The sequence below is a fragment of the Lentibacter sp. genome (assembly GCF_029254145.1).
Taxonomy (GTDB): Bacteria; Pseudomonadota; Alphaproteobacteria; order Rhodobacterales; family Rhodobacteraceae; genus Lentibacter.
In genome coordinates, this window is record NZ_JAQWYD010000026.1 from 20,123 (window position 1) to 34,527 (window position 14,405).

A 14,405-nucleotide genomic window follows, 5' to 3' on the forward strand; every position below is an offset into this window, starting at 1 on the left:
AAAACGAGTGCAAGACCATGTTGCACAGCGTGTTGCAGTGCCCCGCCGCATCGCCTAAATGAGCCCTATGAAAAGGCCTATTCTGATACACCCCGACCCCCGCCTCAAAAAGGTCTGCGCTCCTGTGCCAGACCTTTCGGATGATCTGCGCAAACTTGGCGACGATATGCTCGTGACCATGTACGAGGCACCAGGCATTGGCCTTGCCGCGCCCCAGATCGGGGTTCTCTCGCGCGTTATCGTACTGGATTGCGTCAAGGAAGAAGGCGAGACGCCCAAGCCGATGGTCATGTTCAATCCGGAAATTGTGGCCGCGTCAGACGAAACAAACACCTATGACGAAGGCTGCCTCTCGATCCCTGACCAATACGGCGAAGTGACCCGCCCCAAGGCCGTTGATGTGCGTTGGATCGACCGCGACGGACGCGAGCAGAGCGATACTTTCGATGGCCTCTGGGCGACCTGTGTGCAGCACGAGATTGACCACCTCAATGGCAAGCTCTTCATTGATTATCTCGGCGCCATGCGCCGCCAGATGATCACCCGCAAAATGCAGAAGCTCAAACGTGAGATGATGCGCACATGAGCGTTTTGCCTATCGTTCAGTGGCCTGATCCGCGCCTCTCTACGGTCTGCGCCCCTGTCGATGCGCCCACCTGCGAAACGCTACTGAATGATATGTTTGACACGATGTATGCCGCCAAGGGCCGTGGCCTCGCTGGCCCACAAGTCGACGTCCTTGAGCGTCTATTTGTCATGGACGCAGGCTGGAAAGAGGGCACGCCCACACCGCGCATTATGATCAACCCCGAGATCGAGCCTTGTGGTGAACCCGCTTCATTGGAAGAAATGTGCCTTTCTGTGCCTGATGTGGGTGTGCCTGTTCTGCGCCCCTCAAGTGTCTTTGTGCGCTGGCGCGATGAGCATGGTGCGCCACAGGCAGCGCAGTTTGGCGGCGCAGAGGCCCGTATTATCCAGCACGAGTTTGATCATCTCGATGGCAAGCTTCACTTTGACCGCGTATCGCCTGATCTGCGCACTGACCTCGAAACGCCTTACCTGAAAGCGCACACATGACAGCCAGACTCTGTATCCCTTGGCCCGACAAACGCCTGCGCACCGAGGCCGCAGCCGTTGACGCCATAACCGATGAAATCCGCGCCATCTGGTCCGATATGGTCGACACAATGGAAGCCATGCCCGGTGTCGGTCTTGCCGCACCCCAAATCGGCGTGATGCTGCGCCTTGCAGTCGTAGATGCGAGCGAAGAACGCGGCAAAGCTGTGCTCATGGCAAACCCCGAGATCATCGACGCCAGCGGCGTCTTTCGTGAGCATGACGAGGCCAGCCCGAATCTCCCCGGTGTGTCAGCCGTCATCAAACGCCCCCGCGGAGTCAGCGTACGCTTCCTTAACGCCGAAGGCATCATCGAGCGCCGCGACTACGTCGGCCTCTGGGCCACTTCCGTCCAACACCAAATCGACCACCTCAACGGCCAAATGTATTTTGACCGTCTCTCAAAAGTGAAGCGCGACATGCTTCTGCGCCGTGCAAGGAAGCTCTCATGAGGCTTGTTTTTATGGGTTCTCCTGACTTTAGCGTTCCCGTTCTGGACGCGCTGGTCAAGGCCGGTCACGAGATTGCCGCGGTCTATTGTCAGCCCCCTCGCCCGGCAGGGCGAGGCAAAAAAGAGCGCCCCACAGCCGTCCATACACGCGCTCTAGAACTTGGGCTAGATGTTCGCCATCCTGTTTCGCTCAAGTCCGAAGAGGCGCAAAAGGACTTCGCCGACCTCAAACCCGAAGTGGCCGTGGTGGTCGCCTATGGGTTGATTTTACCGCAAGCTATTTTGGATACGCCTGCGTATGGTTGTCTCAATATCCACGCCTCCCTCTTGCCGCGTTGGCGCGGCGCGGCACCCATCCACCGCGCGATTATGGCCGGGGACACGGACACAGGCGTTTGCATTATGCAGATGGAAGCTGGCCTTGACACAGGCCCTGTGCTTTTGCGCACAGCGACCCAGATTGGCGCGGAAGAGACCACACTTCAACTCCATGACCGCCTCTCTGCCCTTGGCTCTGAGGCGATCGTTGCAGCTCTGGACACATTACCGACCCTCACACCCGTCGCCCAGCCCGATACGGGCGTCACATACGCCGAAAAAATCCGCAAAGACGAAGCCCGCATCGATTGGACCCAATCCTCTGACGAGATCGACCGTCAAATTCGCGGCCTGTCTCCCTTCCCGGGAGCGTGGTGCGAACTCAATGGAGCGCGCCTCAAAATTCTTGCCTCCCGCATGTCCGAGGGGAGCGGAGAAGCAGGCGAGATCATCCATACGCCAGCGCATGTCGCTTGTGGCGCTGGCGCGGTCGAACTGCTGCGCTTGCAAAAAGCGGGCAGTCAGGCGCAAGATATCTCTGAGTTCACACGCGGCACGCCGCTCCCCAAGGGGGCGCGCCTCAGCTAAGGAGCAAACCCTATGTTTCCCTCCATGATCGGAACAGTCGTGATCGCTGGTATCGTCGGCTATCTGAGCGAGCGCTCGGGCTTCACCCGCAACGGTATCCTCCAATCGATCATCATCTGTGTCGGCGGTGCCTTTGTTTTTTACTTCATAAGCCTGATGTTCAATATAGGCTTCAGCAGTCACGGAATAAACGCGATCGCCGCATCCATCGGCGCATTGGTCATTATTCCAACGCATTGGAGGAAGTAGATGGCACTCTATCTGATCATCATCGGCGCAGCGGCAGGTTTTCTCGCAACTCGCATGATGCGCCTTGAAACCGACATCGTCACGACCATGGCGATCGGTATAGCAGGTGCGCTGATCGGCGGCTTTCTTCTGCGCTTTTTGTTAAGCGTCATGGGGATGCTCGGCGGCCTGATCGGCGCGGTCATGGGCGCGATGCTCGTGATATGGGTTTGGCAAAAATACTTTAAACGTTAGAGCTTAGGGGGCCGTGCGCGGTAAACAGGCAGGCGCCAGCCAAAAGCGATAGATCCCGCTCGCAAAACAAATGTGCTCAGGACACAAGAGCCAAGCACAACCAGTGGCGCACCCGAAACATTGGCAGACAAAAGCGCCACAACGGCTCCGCCAAAAGCTGCAGAAACGTAAAGTTCTCCCTGCCGCAACACCATTGGAACCTCGTTGGCCACGACATCGCGCATCAGCCCGCCAAATGTCCCTGTCATCACACCCATAAGGAGCACCACAGGCGCGCCGTGGCCAAGTGACATCGCCACACCCACTCCCGCCGCAACTGCAACACCAAGCGCCAAAGCGTCAAGCCAAAGCAAAAGCCGTGCGCGGCTTTCAAACAAATGCGCCGTAAAGAAAATCAGACCCGCTGCGACACAAGCGATCGCTATGTGCTCAGGCTGAGCAATCCAGAACACAGGGTTTCTGTCGAGCAAAAGGTCACGCAAAGTGCCACCGCCAACCGCCGTCAGCGAAGCCAGAAATGCAAATCCAATAATATCAAGCTGCGCGCGCGAGGCCGCCAGAGCCCCTGTCAGCGCAAAGATAAAGACCGATGTATAGTCCAGCAGAGCAAGCGCACTCATGCCTCTTTCCGCGACGGTTTGAATGGCGCCATACCCGCGCGTGCAAGCTCGTCAGCGCGCTCGTTCTCAGCATGGCCCGCATGCCCTTTGATCCACTTCCAAGTTACACTGTGGCGCTCCTGCGCCGCGTCGAGACGCTGCCAGAGATCAACATTTTTCACTGGCTTTTTGTTAGAGGTCTTCCAGCCGTTGCGCTTCCAGCCAAAGATCCAGCCTGTTACGCCATTTTTGACATAGGCACTGTCTGTAACAACAGTCAGGCGAGATGGTTTTTCAAGCCGTTCCAATGCGTTGATCGCAGCCAAGAGCTCCATGCGGTTGTTCGTTGTATCCGCTTCACCGCCCTTGAGCTCACGCTCCTTGAGCACAGCTTCCCCCTCGACCGCGCGCAAAAGCACCCCCCAGCCTCCTGGACCGGGGTTGCCCGAACAGGCGCCGTCCGTATAGGCAAAAAGCTCAGCCATGGGCGCGCACCAGAATGAATTTATCGATGGATCCAGACAAGCCAGTCCCCTCTCCTTTAAAGATATCATAGGGCTCAAAGCCCGCATCGGTCAAAAGCTCTAGAAGCTCAGGCTCGCTCACATAGGTATAGGCCCGCCCCAACGCATCTCGCGCCTCAGCATCACCGAGCTTCATGCCGATGTGGAATACCCCACCAGGCTTCAAGGCGCGTTTGATCTGGCCCAGATGCTGCGGCAGCTTCTTGCGCGGCGCATGCAAGAGCGAGAAGCTCGCCCATACGCCATCGTATGTTTCAGCTGCGTCCAAGTCATCAAATAGAGCCTGTGTTGCATTCAGCCCCTCAACGTCCTGCGCCAGAGCAACCATCGCCGCAGAACCATCAACGGCATCCACAGTGCACCCGCGCTTGAGCATTTCAGCTGCGTAGTGCCCAGGACCGCAGCCCAAATCCAGCACATGCGCGCCCTTTGGCAAATCCTCAACAAAGCCAATTAGGCTTTTGTGTTCAGCCTTACTCACAACAATTTTTGCGTAGTCCGCAGCCTTCGCATCATAAATCGCCAGTGTCTTCGCATCCGCACTCATACCAACAGTCCCAAGAGCAGACAGGCCAACACAACTGAGGTAAGCAGAACGCGCAGCGACATCCACCAGACAGGCGCGGCGCCTGTGCGAACAAACCAAAAATCCAAAGCAAGAAGAGCCGCAAAGCCCGCCATCAAAGCCAGAAGTGATGCCTCACCACCGACACAGAAAAAAGCCCACAGCGCCGGCAACACAGAGAATAGGTAGCCTCGTGTTGCGACCGCTCCCGTCAGTTGCATAGAAAAGCCCCAAAGAATGCCCGACATAAAACACAAAATTACCGTGCCGTAAGTGACCAGTGCCGCAAGGCCGATGAGCCGCTCACCCAAAAACGCCTCTGCACCAAAGCTGCCCAAATGCGCTGTGAGCGCGCCCCAGAGAAAGGGCAGCAGCCCGGCAAGACCCAAGACAAGCGGCGCGCGCGGAATACGCCGCGAAGCCGAGCTCATGCTGGCGTCCTCAAAACACGCGGCACTTTGAATTCAACGTTTTCTTTGGCCGTTTCGAGCACTTCAATATCAAGCTCATAGCGCGCGCCCAGTGCGTCAATCACTTCCTGCACCAAAAGCTCAGGGGCCGAGGCGCCCGCTGTGATTCCAATGGAGTTGATCCCCTCAAGCGCACGCCAGTCGATATTGGCCGCCCGCTGTACGAGCTGCGAATAGCCACACCCCGCATTGGAGCCAACTTCAACAAGCCGCTGCGAATTAGACGAATTTGGCGCACCGACAACAAGCATCGCATCGACGCGCCCCGCCATGGCCTTCACTGCCTCCTGACGGTTGGTTGTCGCGTAGCAGATGTCCTCTTTGTGCGGGCCAACGATCTTCGGAAAGCGTGCTTGAAGGGCTGCAACAATGCCCGCTGTGTCATCAACAGACAAAGTGGTTTGCGTCACAAACGCAAGCTTGGCTGCGTCACGCACAGCCACGCCGCCCACGTCCGCCTCTGTTTCCACAAGCAAAACCTCGCCCTCAGGCAGTTGTCCCATCGTCCCGACAGTTTCAGGATGGCCCTCGTGACCAATCATGATGATCTGCAAGCCTGCATCGTGATGGCGCTCCGCCTCGATATGGACCTTGCTCACAAGCGGGCAAGTCGCATCGACAAAAACCATCTCGCGCCGCGCAGCCTCGGCAGGCACAGCCTTCGGCACACCATGCGCCGAAAAGATAACAGGGCGATCATCGGGGCAATCTTCAAGTTCCTCGACAAAAACAGCGCCTTTGGCGCGCAAATCGTCGACAACATATTTGTTGTGCACAATCTCGTGGCGCACATAGACAGGCGCGCCCCATTTCTCGATTGCCATCTCGACAATCTTGATGGCGCGGTCGACCCCCGCACAAAAGCCGCGCGGGGCGGCAAGAATAACTTTGAGAGGTGGTTTTTTCATCGGCGCGCTCCTCTTTCCCCTGAGCTAAGCGATGCGCCTGCGCAGGTCCAGACCTACGGACAAAAAAAAGGGCGCGGCCTCCAAAGACAATCGCGCCCCGCTTTGGCCTAAAACCTAGTCGAGATCATCAAGATCGCCGTCGTCCCCCAGAACGTCCTCGCGCGACGGGCGCCCAATGACGTCTTTGAGATCGTTCAGCTCGATGAAATTGTCCGCCTGACGGCGCAACTCATCCGCGATCATAGGCGGCTGGCTGCGGATCGTAGACACAACAGAGACCCGCACACCTTGGCGCTGCAAACTTTCCACGAGCGGGCGGAAGTCACCATCGCCAGAGAAAATCACAATATGGTCCACGTGCGGCGCAAGCTCCATCGCATCGACAGCAAGCTCGATATCCATATTGCCCTTAACTTTGCGGCGGCCTTGGCTGTCGGTGAACTCCTTGGCTGGCTTAGTGACCATATTGAAGCCGTTATAGTTCAGCCAGTCGACCAGCGGGCGGATCGGCGAATATTCGTCATTTTCCAGCAAAGCTGTATAATAAAACGCGCGCAAAAGCTTACCACGGCGCATAAATTCGCTGCGCAACAACTTATAGTCGATATCAAACCCGAGAGATTTTGCGGCGGCGTATAAGTTTGACCCATCAATGAACAGCGCCAAGCGCTCATCCTTGTAAAACATAAAAAGTCCTTCCAAAAACCACTGGCTTGCAAAAAACGAGACTGTTAAGCGGTCAAGCAAGCAGCGTTACTACACAGATAACACTCTTTAAAAAAACCCTTTGAAGGGCAACACAAATCAGCGCGAGGATAGGCCTGTGTCTAGCAAAGCACAAACATACTTAATCGCTCTCGGCGGCAATATGCCGTCCGCACTCGGAGGCCCCGAGATCACCCTGCGCGCTGCCCTCAAACGCCTGCCAGAGACGGGCCTCAAAGTGGAGGCCGTGAGCCGCTTTTTTCAGACCCCCTGCTTCCCCGCTGGCGCAGGGCCCGACTATGTCAATGCAGCGGCATGCTTGTCCTCTGACAAATCGCCCCAAGAGGTGTTGCAGAACTTGCACGGCATTGAAGCGGAATTTGGCCGCGAGCGCCTCCAGCGCTGGGGTATGCGATGCCTTGATCTTGATCTTCTTTCGGCCGGACAGCGTGTTCTTCCTGATATAAAGACCTATACCCAATGGCAAACCCTTCCCCCAGACGCCCAGCGCAGCGATGCGCCAAGCGAGCTTATCCTGCCTCATCCGCGCCTCGCCGAGCGCGCTTTTGTGCTTGTCCCGCTTGCTGAGATTGCACCTGATTGGACCCACCCAGTCTCAGGACTCTCCGTCAAAGAGATGCTTGCTTCACTGCCTGCCAGCGAAAAAGACTTGGTTTTGCCCTTGTGAGGGGGCTTTTTGGCCTTGTGTTTCAGGCACAAGGCTCCTAAATACGAGCCTTCACAAGACTGATCTGGAGTGACCCATGGCCCGTGTGACCGTTGAAGATTGCGTAGACAAAGTTCCAAACCGCTTTGAGCTTGTCATGCTTGCGTCGCATCGCGCACGCGAAATCTCTGCTGGTGCGTCGCTCACAGTAGACCGTGACAACGACAAAAACCCTGTTGTTGCCCTGCGTGAAATCGCGGACGAAACTCAGAGAGCTGGCGATCTGCGCGAGCGTCTGATCGAAATCAACCAGACACAGATCGAAGTTGATGAGCCTGAAGATGATGCTATGGCGCTTCTTATGGGTGCTGAGGCTGACAAGCCGTCTGATGACGACATGACAGAAGAGCAGCTCCTTCGCCAATTGATGGAAGCACAAGGTCAGGGCTAACCTGCCAACAAGGTGATGTAGCGGATGATTCCTCCAGTCGATGAGCTTTTAAGCCTCGTCCGCGCATACAACCCCAAAACAAACGAGCGCCTCATTGCCGAGGCCTACGATTTTGCAAAAGCTGCGCATGAGGGCCAGAAGCGTCACTCTGGCGAATCATATTTCACGCACCCTTTTGCTGTCGCACAGATACTGGCGGGTCAGCGGCTGGACGATAGCACGCTCATCACTGCCCTTTTGCATGACACAATCGAGGACACTGGCGCATCCTACGAGATCGTCACAGATAAATTCGGCCGTGAAGTCGCTGATCTTGTCGATGGCGTCACCAAGCTGACCAATCTACAGCTCTCCTCCACCGAGACAAAACAGGCCGAGAACTTTCGCAAGCTGTTCATCGCCATGTCGCGCGATCTGCGCGTGATTTTTGTCAAATTGGCTGACCGTTTGCACAACATGCGCACGATCAAGGCCATGCGCCCTGAAAAACAAGCGCAAAAAGCGCGTGAGACCATGGACATTTACGCTCCGCTTGCGGGCCGTATGGGTATGCAGTGGATGCGCGAAGAGCTTGAAGACCTTGCGTTCAAAGTTCTCAATCCAGAGGGTCGCGCCTCGATCATGCGCCGTTTCATAACGCTGCAAAACGAAACCGACGATGTGATTGATCGAATCACCAACGACATGAACCTCGAGCTCGACAAAGCGGGCATCGAAGCCCAGATTATCGGGCGCGCAAAAAAGCCCTACTCGATCTGGCGTAAGATGCAGGAAAAAGAACTGGCCTTCTCCCGCCTGTCCGACATCTACGGCTTCCGCATCATCGCGCAAAATGAAGCAGATTGTTACCGCATCCTTGGTGTGATTCACCAACGCTGGCGCGCCATCCCGGGACGCTTCAAGGACTATATCAGCCAACCCAAATCCAACGGCTATCGCTCGATCCATACGACCGTTTCTGGCCGTGACGGCAAGCGTGTTGAAGTTCAGATCCGCACCTATCAAATGCACGATGTTGCCGAAAGTGGCGTCGCAGCGCATTGGTCCTACCGCGACGGTGTGCGCACCGAAAACCCCTTCGCCGTGGACCCTGTCAAATGGGTGTCTGGCCTGACCGAGCAGTTTGACGCCGAGGAAGATCACGACGCCTTCCTTGAAATCGTCAAACTCGAAATGTACGCAGATCAGGTATTCTGTTTCTCGCCAAAGGGCGATGTGATCAAGCTCCCCAGAGGTGCGACTCCGCTTGATTTTGGCTATGCGATTCACACTCGCATCGGCGATGCCTGTGTCGGCGCCAAGATTGATCACATGCGCGTTCCCCTTTGGACCCGTATTCGCAACGGCCAGTCTGTCGAGATCATCACAGCCGAGGGCCAGACCCCGCAGCCGACATGGCTCGACATGGCCGTAACAGGCAAAGCCAAAAGCGCCATCCGCCGCGCCCTGCGCGAGATGGACCGTGAACGCTTTATAAAACTCGGTCGCGAGATCGCCCGCGCCGCCTTTGAAAACGTCGGTAAAAAAGCCACCGACAAAGTGCTCAACAGTGCCGCCAAAAAGCTGCGCCTTGAGGATGGAGATGAAGTGCTCGCCCGTCTTGGCAGCGCCGAAATAGAGGCCCGCGGCGTCGTGCAGGCGGTCTACCCCGACCTGATCGAAGACCGCACCGAAGCCGTGCCCCCAGAGCGCGCCGTCATCGGCCTTTCCTCGGACCAACATTTCCAGCGCGGCACCTGCTGTCAGCCGCTTCCGGGAGAGCGCATTGTCGGTATCACCTATCGTGGCAAAGGCGTTGTGGCACATCGGATTGATTGTGACAGGCTCAGCGATTTTGAGGATCAGCCAGAGCGCTGGCTCGATCTCCACTGGCAGTCAGGCAACCACCCCGCAATCTATCCTGTGACCTTGGAATTGACGATCGGCAATGATGCCGGCGTTTTAGGACGGGTCTGCACCTTGATCGGTGAGACCAAGGCCAATATCTCCAACCTGGTGTTTCTGGATCGCAAACCAGACTTTTACAAATTGCGGCTTGATGTTGATTTAAGCGACGCGGAACATTTGCATACGCTGAGCTCGGTGCTGGAGGCGGAAAATGATATCGCCTTGCTCGAACGGGTTGTTGACCCCGACGCCAGCAACGTTGAAAACGGGGCTGAGGCGCAGTAACAAAAAACGGTAAGGACAGAAGTTTTGGTCTTTAAACGGCGAGACAAACGGGCGTGGTGGAAGGTCATCGCAGAATCCCTCTACCCTAAAGGTGGATGGGCGCGCGCGTTTCACTATATCCGTCACCGTTTGCACCGGCTCCCCGATCCGCCTCACAAGATTGCACGTGGCGTCTGGGCAGGTGTTTTCACAACATTCACGCCGTTCTACGGAATGCACTTTATTGTTGCAGCGCTCGTTTCACGCGTGATGCAGGGCAATCTGATCGCAGCACTTCTCGCAACATTTTTTGGCAATCCGCTCACCTATATTCCCATCGGTGTCGCCTCTCTGAAGACGGGTCACTGGCTTTTGGGGACAGAGTTTGAGGTCGCCGAGCAAAAGCTTGGAGGCAAATTCGCCGAAGCCGGCGGCGATCTATGGCACAACTTCATGTCGATGTTCACAGAAGAGACTGCAGATTGGCACGGCCTATCTGTGTTTTATGACGAGGTCTTCTTCCCCTACCTTATCGGCGGGATCATTCCGGGCATAATCACCGCGTCGATCTGCTATTACATCGCAGTGCCACTGATCCGAGCCTATCAAAACCGCCGCAAAGGGCGGATCAAGGAAAAGCTCGCAGCACTGCGCAAAAAGAAGCTCGAAAAGCAAAGCGCCAAAGCACCAGAATAAAACTCTTGGGCTTCCTGCGTGAATTTGATCAAATCTAGGTGAATACATCGAATCGATAGGAGCCATCATGGCACAGAGCAACAAACTACGACTGGGCGTAAACATCGACCACGTGGCCACAGTGCGCAACGCCCGCGGCAGCGCCTATCCCGATCCCGTGCGCGCGGCCAAGCTCGCCGAAGCGGCAGGTGCGGATGGCATCACAGCGCACTTGCGCGAAGACAGGCGCCACATCCGCGACGCAGATATTGACGGGCTGATGGCTGCGCTCACAACACCGCTCAACTTCGAGATGGCCGCAACCATTGAAATGCAGTCCATCGCGCTGGCCCACAAGCCACACGCCGTCTGTATCGTGCCCGAAAAGCGCGAGGAGCGCACAACAGAAGGTGGCCTTGATGTGGCTGGTGATGACAACCGCCTCGCCAGCTTTATCGCCCCCCTGCGCGAGGCAGGCTGTCGTATCTCGCTGTTTATCGGCCATGAGGAAAGCCAGATCCGCGCGGCTGCCCGCATCGGGGCCGCCGTGGTCGAACTGCACACAGGCGCGTATTGCGACTATCACTACGAAGGAAATTTTGGCAAACGCGACGCCGAGCTCGCGGCACTGATCGAAGGCGCGACTTTGGCGCATTCGCTCGGACTTGAAGTGCACGCAGGCCACGGCCTCACCTTCGAAACAGTTAAGCCCATCGCCGCGATCCCTGAAGTGATGGAGCTCAATATCGGGCACTTCCTGATGGCCGAATCGCTCTTTATCGGCATGGAAGCCGCCATTCTCCAGATGCGTGCGCTCATGGACGAGGTGCGCGGGTGATCTTAGGCATCGGGACCGATCTAGCCAATATCGAGCGCATAGCCGCCACGCTCGAACGATTTGGCGACAGGTTCCGCAACCGTGTCTTTACCGAAACAGAACAGGCCAAAGCCGAGCGTCGCGCCGATACACCTGGAACCTACGCCAAACGTTGGGCTGCCAAAGAAGCCTGCTCCAAAGCGCTCGGCACAGGCCTGCGCATGGGTATCGCTTGGAAAGACATGCGGGTGAGCAATTTGCACACTGGCCAGCCCGTCATGGAAGTCACGGGCTGGGCCAAGGAACGCCTTGATGCTCTCACACCCGCGGGGCACGAGGCCTTGATCCATGTGACCCTGACGGATGATCACCCGTGGGCGCAAGCATTTGTGGTGATAGAGGCACGCCCGATTGCAGCCGAAGCACAGGCATAAAGCGCCCTCAAAGCGGCCTCTGGGTTGACAGCCTCGCCCTTGCGGCTCATGTAGCTCTCAGCTTTTAGGGATTTATTTGATGACCACAGAAGAGAAAAAAAGCGGCGGCGGATTTGTCGAAACGATCAAGACAATCGTATACGCCCTGCTCATCGCAGGGGTGTTTCGCACCCTCTTCTTCCAGCCCTTCTGGATTCCATCAGGGTCGATGAAAGACACGTTGCTGATTGGCGACTTCCTCTTTGTAAACAAAATGGCCTACGGCTACTCCTACGCCTCTTGCCCATCGGTGCGCCTGCCCGCCATTGGCATCAACGTAGATGCAGAGGACGTCTGCGGCTGGTCACGCGGTGAAAACGGTCGTCTCTTCGGCGGTGAGCCCGAGCGCGGCGATGTTGTGGTCTTCCGCCATCCAGTCAACGGCTCAGATTTCATCAAGCGCCTCATCGGCCTGCCCGGCGATACGGTACAGCTCACCAATGGTGTTCTCAGCATCAACGGAACCCCGGTAAAACTTCAGGATGATGGCGTGTTCAGCGAGACATTCGAGCTGCAAGGCCCCCAGAGAATGCGCCCGCGCTGCGAAAATGGCTCGGTCGGTATGGGCGCCGAGTGCACCAAATCACGCCAGATCGAAACGCTGCCAAACGGACGCTCTCACGCGATCCTCAACATCGGCGATCAACGCGCCGACACCACCCCTGTCTTCACTGTCCCCGCGGGCCACTACTTCTTCATGGGCGACAATCGCGACAACTCAACCGACAGCCGCTTTGATCAGCGTGTTGGTGGCGTCGGTTTTGTTCCCTATGAAAATCTGATCGGCCGCGCCGACCGTGTCATGTTCTCCTCTGGCGGAAGCTCAATGCTCTACTTCTGGACATGGCGCGCTGACCGCTTTTTCAAGAGAATAGATTGAAACTTTCATCCGATCTTCAGGCCTTTGAAGGCGTATTAGGGCATCACTTCGCGCGCCCCGAGCTGCTCAATCGTGCGCTCACGCATAGCTCGATGTCTTCGCCCACACGCCCCGACAACCAGCGCCTTGAGTTCCTCGGGGATCGCGTGCTTGGTCTTGTCATTTCAGAAGCCCTGCTCAAAGACGACATGTCCGCCAGCGAAGGCCAGCTTGCGCCGCGCTACAACGCCCTCGTGCGCAAAGAAACCTGTGCCGACATTGCCCGCGATATAGACATAGGCGCCGTCCTCAAGCTGGGCCGCTCCGAGATGATGTCAGGTGGGCGACGCAAAACAGCGCTTCTCGGCGACGCCATGGAAGCCGTGATCGCTGCGGTCTATCTCGACGGCGGGTTTGACGCCGCCAAGGCCCTGATCCTTAAGCTCTGGGCGAAACGCATCAAAACTGTCGACAGCGATGCGCGCGACCCGAAGACCGCACTGCAAGAATGGGCGCAGGCCCGCAAGCAAAACCCGCCCAAATATGTTGAAACCGCGCGCCAAGGCCCAGACCATGCGCCCGAGTTCACAATCGAAGTGCGGCTTGCCAGCGGTGAAACCGCCGCCTCCACAGCGAACTCCAAGCGCGCCGCCGAGCAAGCGGCCGCCGCCCTTCTGCTGGCACAAATCGAAAGCGCTTCATGAGCGCCAACAAAACGGGCGCGGGCTTTATGATCCTCGCCATGGGCGCGTTTGCGCTTGAGGACAGCTTCTTCAAAGCCGCCACTCAACTCACATCTGTTAGCTCGGCCCTGATTTCTTTTGGCCTCATGGGGCTTGTCATCTTTGCCAGCCTGTCGCTGCGCGCAGGCGAAGCCGTCTGGCATCCCGCTTGCCTCAAGCGCACAATGCTCATCCGCTCCGCCTTTGAGCTGATGGGGCGGCTTTTCTTCGGCCTCGCACTCGCTCATGCGCCACTCTCAAGCACATCAGCAATCCTACAGGCCGCTCCAATCGTGGTGACGCTCGGTGCAATTTTCATCTTTGGTGAGGCCGTCGGCTGGCGGCGCTGGATAGCGATGGCCTTGGGCTTTCTGGGTGTGCTCGTCGTGATCCGCCCGGGCTTTGAGAGCTTTCAGATCACATCGCTCTATGCCCTTCTCGCCACGATAGGCTTCGCGGGCCGCGATCTGGCCACGCGCGCCAGCCCTCCCGCAATGTCCACAGCACAGCTGGGCAGCCTCGGTTTTGCGGTTCTAACAGTCGCAGGCCTCTTGCTCTCAGCGCTTGAGAGCACAGTCCCCAGCCTTCCAACAGGCCAAAGCCTACTCCTTACCGCTGGCGCTGCCATTGTCGGCGTGCTGGCCTATGCGTCGCTCACACGCGCCATGCGAGCGGGTGATGTTGGCTTTGTTGCACCCTACCGCTACACGCGGCTTGTCTTCGCGCTGCTCATCGCCTTCACTGTTTTTGGCGAGCGCCCCGATCCGCTTACACTGCTTGGCGCCACAATAATCGTGCTCGCAGGCCTTTATAGCTTCTCCCGCGCACGCAGTGCTGGCAGCGGGCAATGAAACCCGTTAAAG

Annotated in this window: 21 protein-coding genes; 15 read left to right on the plus strand and 6 right to left on the minus strand. The window is 57.2% G+C overall.

Annotated elements, in window-relative coordinates; translation table 11 throughout:
• Window positions 1-67 precede the first annotated feature (67 nt).
• From def (P8O11_RS03160) to P8O11_RS03185, 6 genes are read left to right on the plus strand one after another with little or no spacing between them, the layout of a single operon-like run.
• Window positions 68-586, plus strand: a complete 519-nt coding sequence (gene def, locus P8O11_RS03160) for a peptide deformylase (protein WP_300291559.1) — start codon at window positions 68-70, stop codon at window positions 584-586.
• Window positions 583-1,077 carry a peptide deformylase gene (def, locus tag P8O11_RS03165; RefSeq protein WP_300291561.1) on the plus strand — a complete coding sequence of 165 codons (495 nt, stop codon included), beginning with the start codon at window positions 583-585 and terminating at the stop codon, window positions 1,075-1,077. The genes def (P8O11_RS03160) and def (P8O11_RS03165) overlap by 4 nt, the downstream gene beginning before the upstream one ends.
• Window positions 1,074-1,568 carry a peptide deformylase gene (gene def / locus P8O11_RS03170; protein WP_300291563.1) on the plus strand — a complete coding sequence of 165 codons (495 nt, stop codon included), beginning with the start codon at window positions 1,074-1,076 and terminating at the stop codon, window positions 1,566-1,568. The genes def (P8O11_RS03165) and def (P8O11_RS03170) overlap by 4 nt, the downstream gene beginning before the upstream one ends.
• Complete coding sequence (gene fmt / locus P8O11_RS03175; protein WP_300291566.1) at window positions 1,565-2,473, plus strand: methionyl-tRNA formyltransferase; 909 nt, start codon at window positions 1,565-1,567, stop codon at window positions 2,471-2,473. The genes def (P8O11_RS03170) and fmt overlap by 4 nt, the downstream gene beginning before the upstream one ends.
• 12 nt (window positions 2,474-2,485) lie before the next feature.
• A complete protein-coding gene (locus tag P8O11_RS03180) occupies window positions 2,486-2,722 on the plus strand; it encodes a hypothetical protein (protein WP_300291568.1) in 237 nt (78 codons plus the stop codon).
• Window positions 2,723-2,956 (plus strand): GlsB/YeaQ/YmgE family stress response membrane protein, encoded by a 234-nt coding sequence (locus tag P8O11_RS03185; RefSeq protein ID WP_263764882.1) that lies wholly within the window; start codon window positions 2,723-2,725, stop codon window positions 2,954-2,956.
• On the opposite strand, the gene P8O11_RS03190 is transcribed toward P8O11_RS03185, so the two are convergent.
• The 6 genes from P8O11_RS03190 to P8O11_RS03215 all read right to left on the minus strand — a co-directional run bounded on the left by P8O11_RS03190 (window position 2,953) and on the right by P8O11_RS03215 (window position 6,709).
• Complete coding sequence (locus tag P8O11_RS03190) at window positions 2,953-3,576, minus strand: trimeric intracellular cation channel family protein (protein WP_300291571.1); 624 nt, start codon at window positions 3,574-3,576, stop codon at window positions 2,953-2,955. The two genes, P8O11_RS03185 and P8O11_RS03190, sit on opposite strands and share 4 nt — an antisense overlap.
• Window positions 3,573-4,040: a ribonuclease HI gene (gene rnhA, locus P8O11_RS03195; protein WP_300291573.1), complete on the minus strand. Its 468-nt coding sequence runs from the start codon at window positions 4,038-4,040 to the stop codon at window positions 3,573-3,575. The genes P8O11_RS03190 and rnhA overlap by 4 nt, the downstream gene beginning before the upstream one ends.
• Entirely contained in the window at window positions 4,033-4,626 is a 594-nt protein-coding gene (locus P8O11_RS03200) for a class I SAM-dependent methyltransferase (RefSeq protein ID WP_300291575.1), read from the minus strand. The genes rnhA and P8O11_RS03200 overlap by 8 nt, the downstream gene beginning before the upstream one ends.
• Window positions 4,623-5,075 carry a DUF3429 domain-containing protein gene (locus tag P8O11_RS03205; protein ID WP_300291578.1) on the minus strand — a complete coding sequence of 151 codons (453 nt, stop codon included), beginning with the start codon at window positions 5,073-5,075 and terminating at the stop codon, window positions 4,623-4,625. The genes P8O11_RS03200 and P8O11_RS03205 overlap by 4 nt, the downstream gene beginning before the upstream one ends.
• Window positions 5,072-6,022: a 4-hydroxy-3-methylbut-2-enyl diphosphate reductase gene (ispH, locus tag P8O11_RS03210; protein ID WP_273498585.1), complete on the minus strand. Its 951-nt coding sequence runs from the start codon at window positions 6,020-6,022 to the stop codon at window positions 5,072-5,074. Before ispH ends, P8O11_RS03205 begins: the two co-directional genes overlap by 4 nt.
• Window positions 6,023-6,136: 114 nt before the next feature.
• Window positions 6,137-6,709 (minus strand): NYN domain-containing protein, encoded by a 573-nt coding sequence (locus P8O11_RS03215; protein ID WP_089893600.1) that lies wholly within the window; start codon window positions 6,707-6,709, stop codon window positions 6,137-6,139.
• Window positions 6,710-6,845: 136 nt separating this feature from the next.
• On the opposite strand from P8O11_RS03215, the gene folK reads away from it, so the two are divergent.
• The 9 genes from folK (at window position 6,846) to P8O11_RS03260 (ending at window position 14,393) form a co-directional block, all read left to right on the plus strand.
• The gene (folK, locus tag P8O11_RS03220) at window positions 6,846-7,415 is read left to right on the plus strand and encodes a 2-amino-4-hydroxy-6-hydroxymethyldihydropteridine diphosphokinase (RefSeq protein ID WP_300291581.1); all 570 of its coding nucleotides are present in this window, start codon (window positions 6,846-6,848) and stop codon (window positions 7,413-7,415) included.
• 76 nt (window positions 7,416-7,491) lie between these two features.
• Entirely contained in the window at window positions 7,492-7,845 is a 354-nt protein-coding gene (gene rpoZ, locus P8O11_RS03225; protein WP_300291584.1) for a DNA-directed RNA polymerase subunit omega, read from the plus strand.
• A gap of 27 nt (window positions 7,846-7,872) precedes the next feature.
• Window positions 7,873-10,017, plus strand: coding sequence for a bifunctional (p)ppGpp synthetase/guanosine-3',5'-bis(diphosphate) 3'-pyrophosphohydrolase (locus P8O11_RS03230; protein ID WP_300291638.1), 2,145 nt, complete (start codon window positions 7,873-7,875; stop codon window positions 10,015-10,017).
• Between the two features lie 24 nt (window positions 10,018-10,041).
• On the plus strand, window positions 10,042-10,692 hold the full coding sequence (locus P8O11_RS03235) for a DUF2062 domain-containing protein (protein WP_089891994.1): 651 nt from the start codon (window positions 10,042-10,044) through the stop codon (window positions 10,690-10,692).
• A 67-nt stretch (window positions 10,693-10,759) separates the two neighbouring features.
• A complete protein-coding gene (locus P8O11_RS03240; RefSeq protein ID WP_300291589.1) occupies window positions 10,760-11,509 on the plus strand; it encodes a pyridoxine 5'-phosphate synthase in 750 nt (249 codons plus the stop codon).
• Window positions 11,506-11,922: a holo-ACP synthase gene (gene acpS, locus P8O11_RS03245; RefSeq protein ID WP_089892001.1), complete on the plus strand. Its 417-nt coding sequence runs from the start codon at window positions 11,506-11,508 to the stop codon at window positions 11,920-11,922. Before P8O11_RS03240 ends, acpS begins: the two co-directional genes overlap by 4 nt.
• A 79-nt stretch (window positions 11,923-12,001) precedes the next feature.
• The gene (gene lepB / locus P8O11_RS03250; RefSeq protein WP_089892004.1) at window positions 12,002-12,841 is read left to right on the plus strand and encodes a signal peptidase I; all 840 of its coding nucleotides are present in this window, start codon (window positions 12,002-12,004) and stop codon (window positions 12,839-12,841) included.
• Window positions 12,838-13,524: a ribonuclease III gene (gene rnc / locus P8O11_RS03255; RefSeq protein ID WP_300291592.1), complete on the plus strand. Its 687-nt coding sequence runs from the start codon at window positions 12,838-12,840 to the stop codon at window positions 13,522-13,524. The genes lepB and rnc overlap by 4 nt, the downstream gene beginning before the upstream one ends.
• Window positions 13,521-14,393 (plus strand): DMT family transporter, encoded by an 873-nt coding sequence (locus P8O11_RS03260; protein WP_300291594.1) that lies wholly within the window; start codon window positions 13,521-13,523, stop codon window positions 14,391-14,393. The genes rnc and P8O11_RS03260 overlap by 4 nt, the downstream gene beginning before the upstream one ends.
• Window positions 14,394-14,405: the final 12 nt, after the last annotated feature.

Excerpts from the sequence above, each read along its gene's own strand:
- fmt (WP_300291566.1), top strand. The coding sequence starts at position 1,565 with ATGAGGCTTGTTTTTATGGGTTCTCCTGACTTTAGCGTTCCCGTTCTG.
- lepB (WP_089892004.1), top strand. The coding sequence starts at position 12,002 with ATGACCACAGAAGAGAAAAAAAGCGGCGGCGGATTTGTCGAAACGATC.
- P8O11_RS03190 (WP_300291571.1), bottom strand. The coding sequence starts at position 3,576 with ATGAGTGCGCTTGCTCTGCTGGACTATACATCGGTCTTTATCTTTGCG.
- rpoZ (WP_300291584.1), top strand. The coding sequence starts at position 7,492 with ATGGCCCGTGTGACCGTTGAAGATTGCGTAGACAAAGTTCCAAACCGC.
- P8O11_RS03185 (WP_263764882.1), top strand. The coding sequence starts at position 2,723 with ATGGCACTCTATCTGATCATCATCGGCGCAGCGGCAGGTTTTCTCGCA.
- P8O11_RS03180 (WP_300291568.1), top strand. The coding sequence starts at position 2,486 with ATGTTTCCCTCCATGATCGGAACAGTCGTGATCGCTGGTATCGTCGGC.
- P8O11_RS03260 (WP_300291594.1), top strand. The coding sequence starts at position 13,521 with ATGAGCGCCAACAAAACGGGCGCGGGCTTTATGATCCTCGCCATGGGC.
- ispH (WP_273498585.1), bottom strand. The coding sequence starts at position 6,022 with ATGAAAAAACCACCTCTCAAAGTTATTCTTGCCGCCCCGCGCGGCTTT.
- P8O11_RS03215 (WP_089893600.1), bottom strand. The coding sequence starts at position 6,709 with ATGTTTTACAAGGATGAGCGCTTGGCGCTGTTCATTGATGGGTCAAAC.
- P8O11_RS03200 (WP_300291575.1), bottom strand. The coding sequence starts at position 4,626 with ATGAGTGCGGATGCGAAGACACTGGCGATTTATGATGCGAAGGCTGCG.
- rnhA (WP_300291573.1), bottom strand. The coding sequence starts at position 4,040 with ATGGCTGAGCTTTTTGCCTATACGGACGGCGCCTGTTCGGGCAACCCC.
- P8O11_RS03205 (WP_300291578.1), bottom strand. The coding sequence starts at position 5,075 with ATGAGCTCGGCTTCGCGGCGTATTCCGCGCGCGCCGCTTGTCTTGGGT.
- def (WP_300291563.1), top strand. The coding sequence starts at position 1,074 with ATGACAGCCAGACTCTGTATCCCTTGGCCCGACAAACGCCTGCGCACC.
- def (WP_300291559.1), top strand. The coding sequence starts at position 68 with ATGAAAAGGCCTATTCTGATACACCCCGACCCCCGCCTCAAAAAGGTC.
- def (WP_300291561.1), top strand. The coding sequence starts at position 583 with ATGAGCGTTTTGCCTATCGTTCAGTGGCCTGATCCGCGCCTCTCTACG.
- P8O11_RS03240 (WP_300291589.1), top strand. The coding sequence starts at position 10,760 with ATGGCACAGAGCAACAAACTACGACTGGGCGTAAACATCGACCACGTG.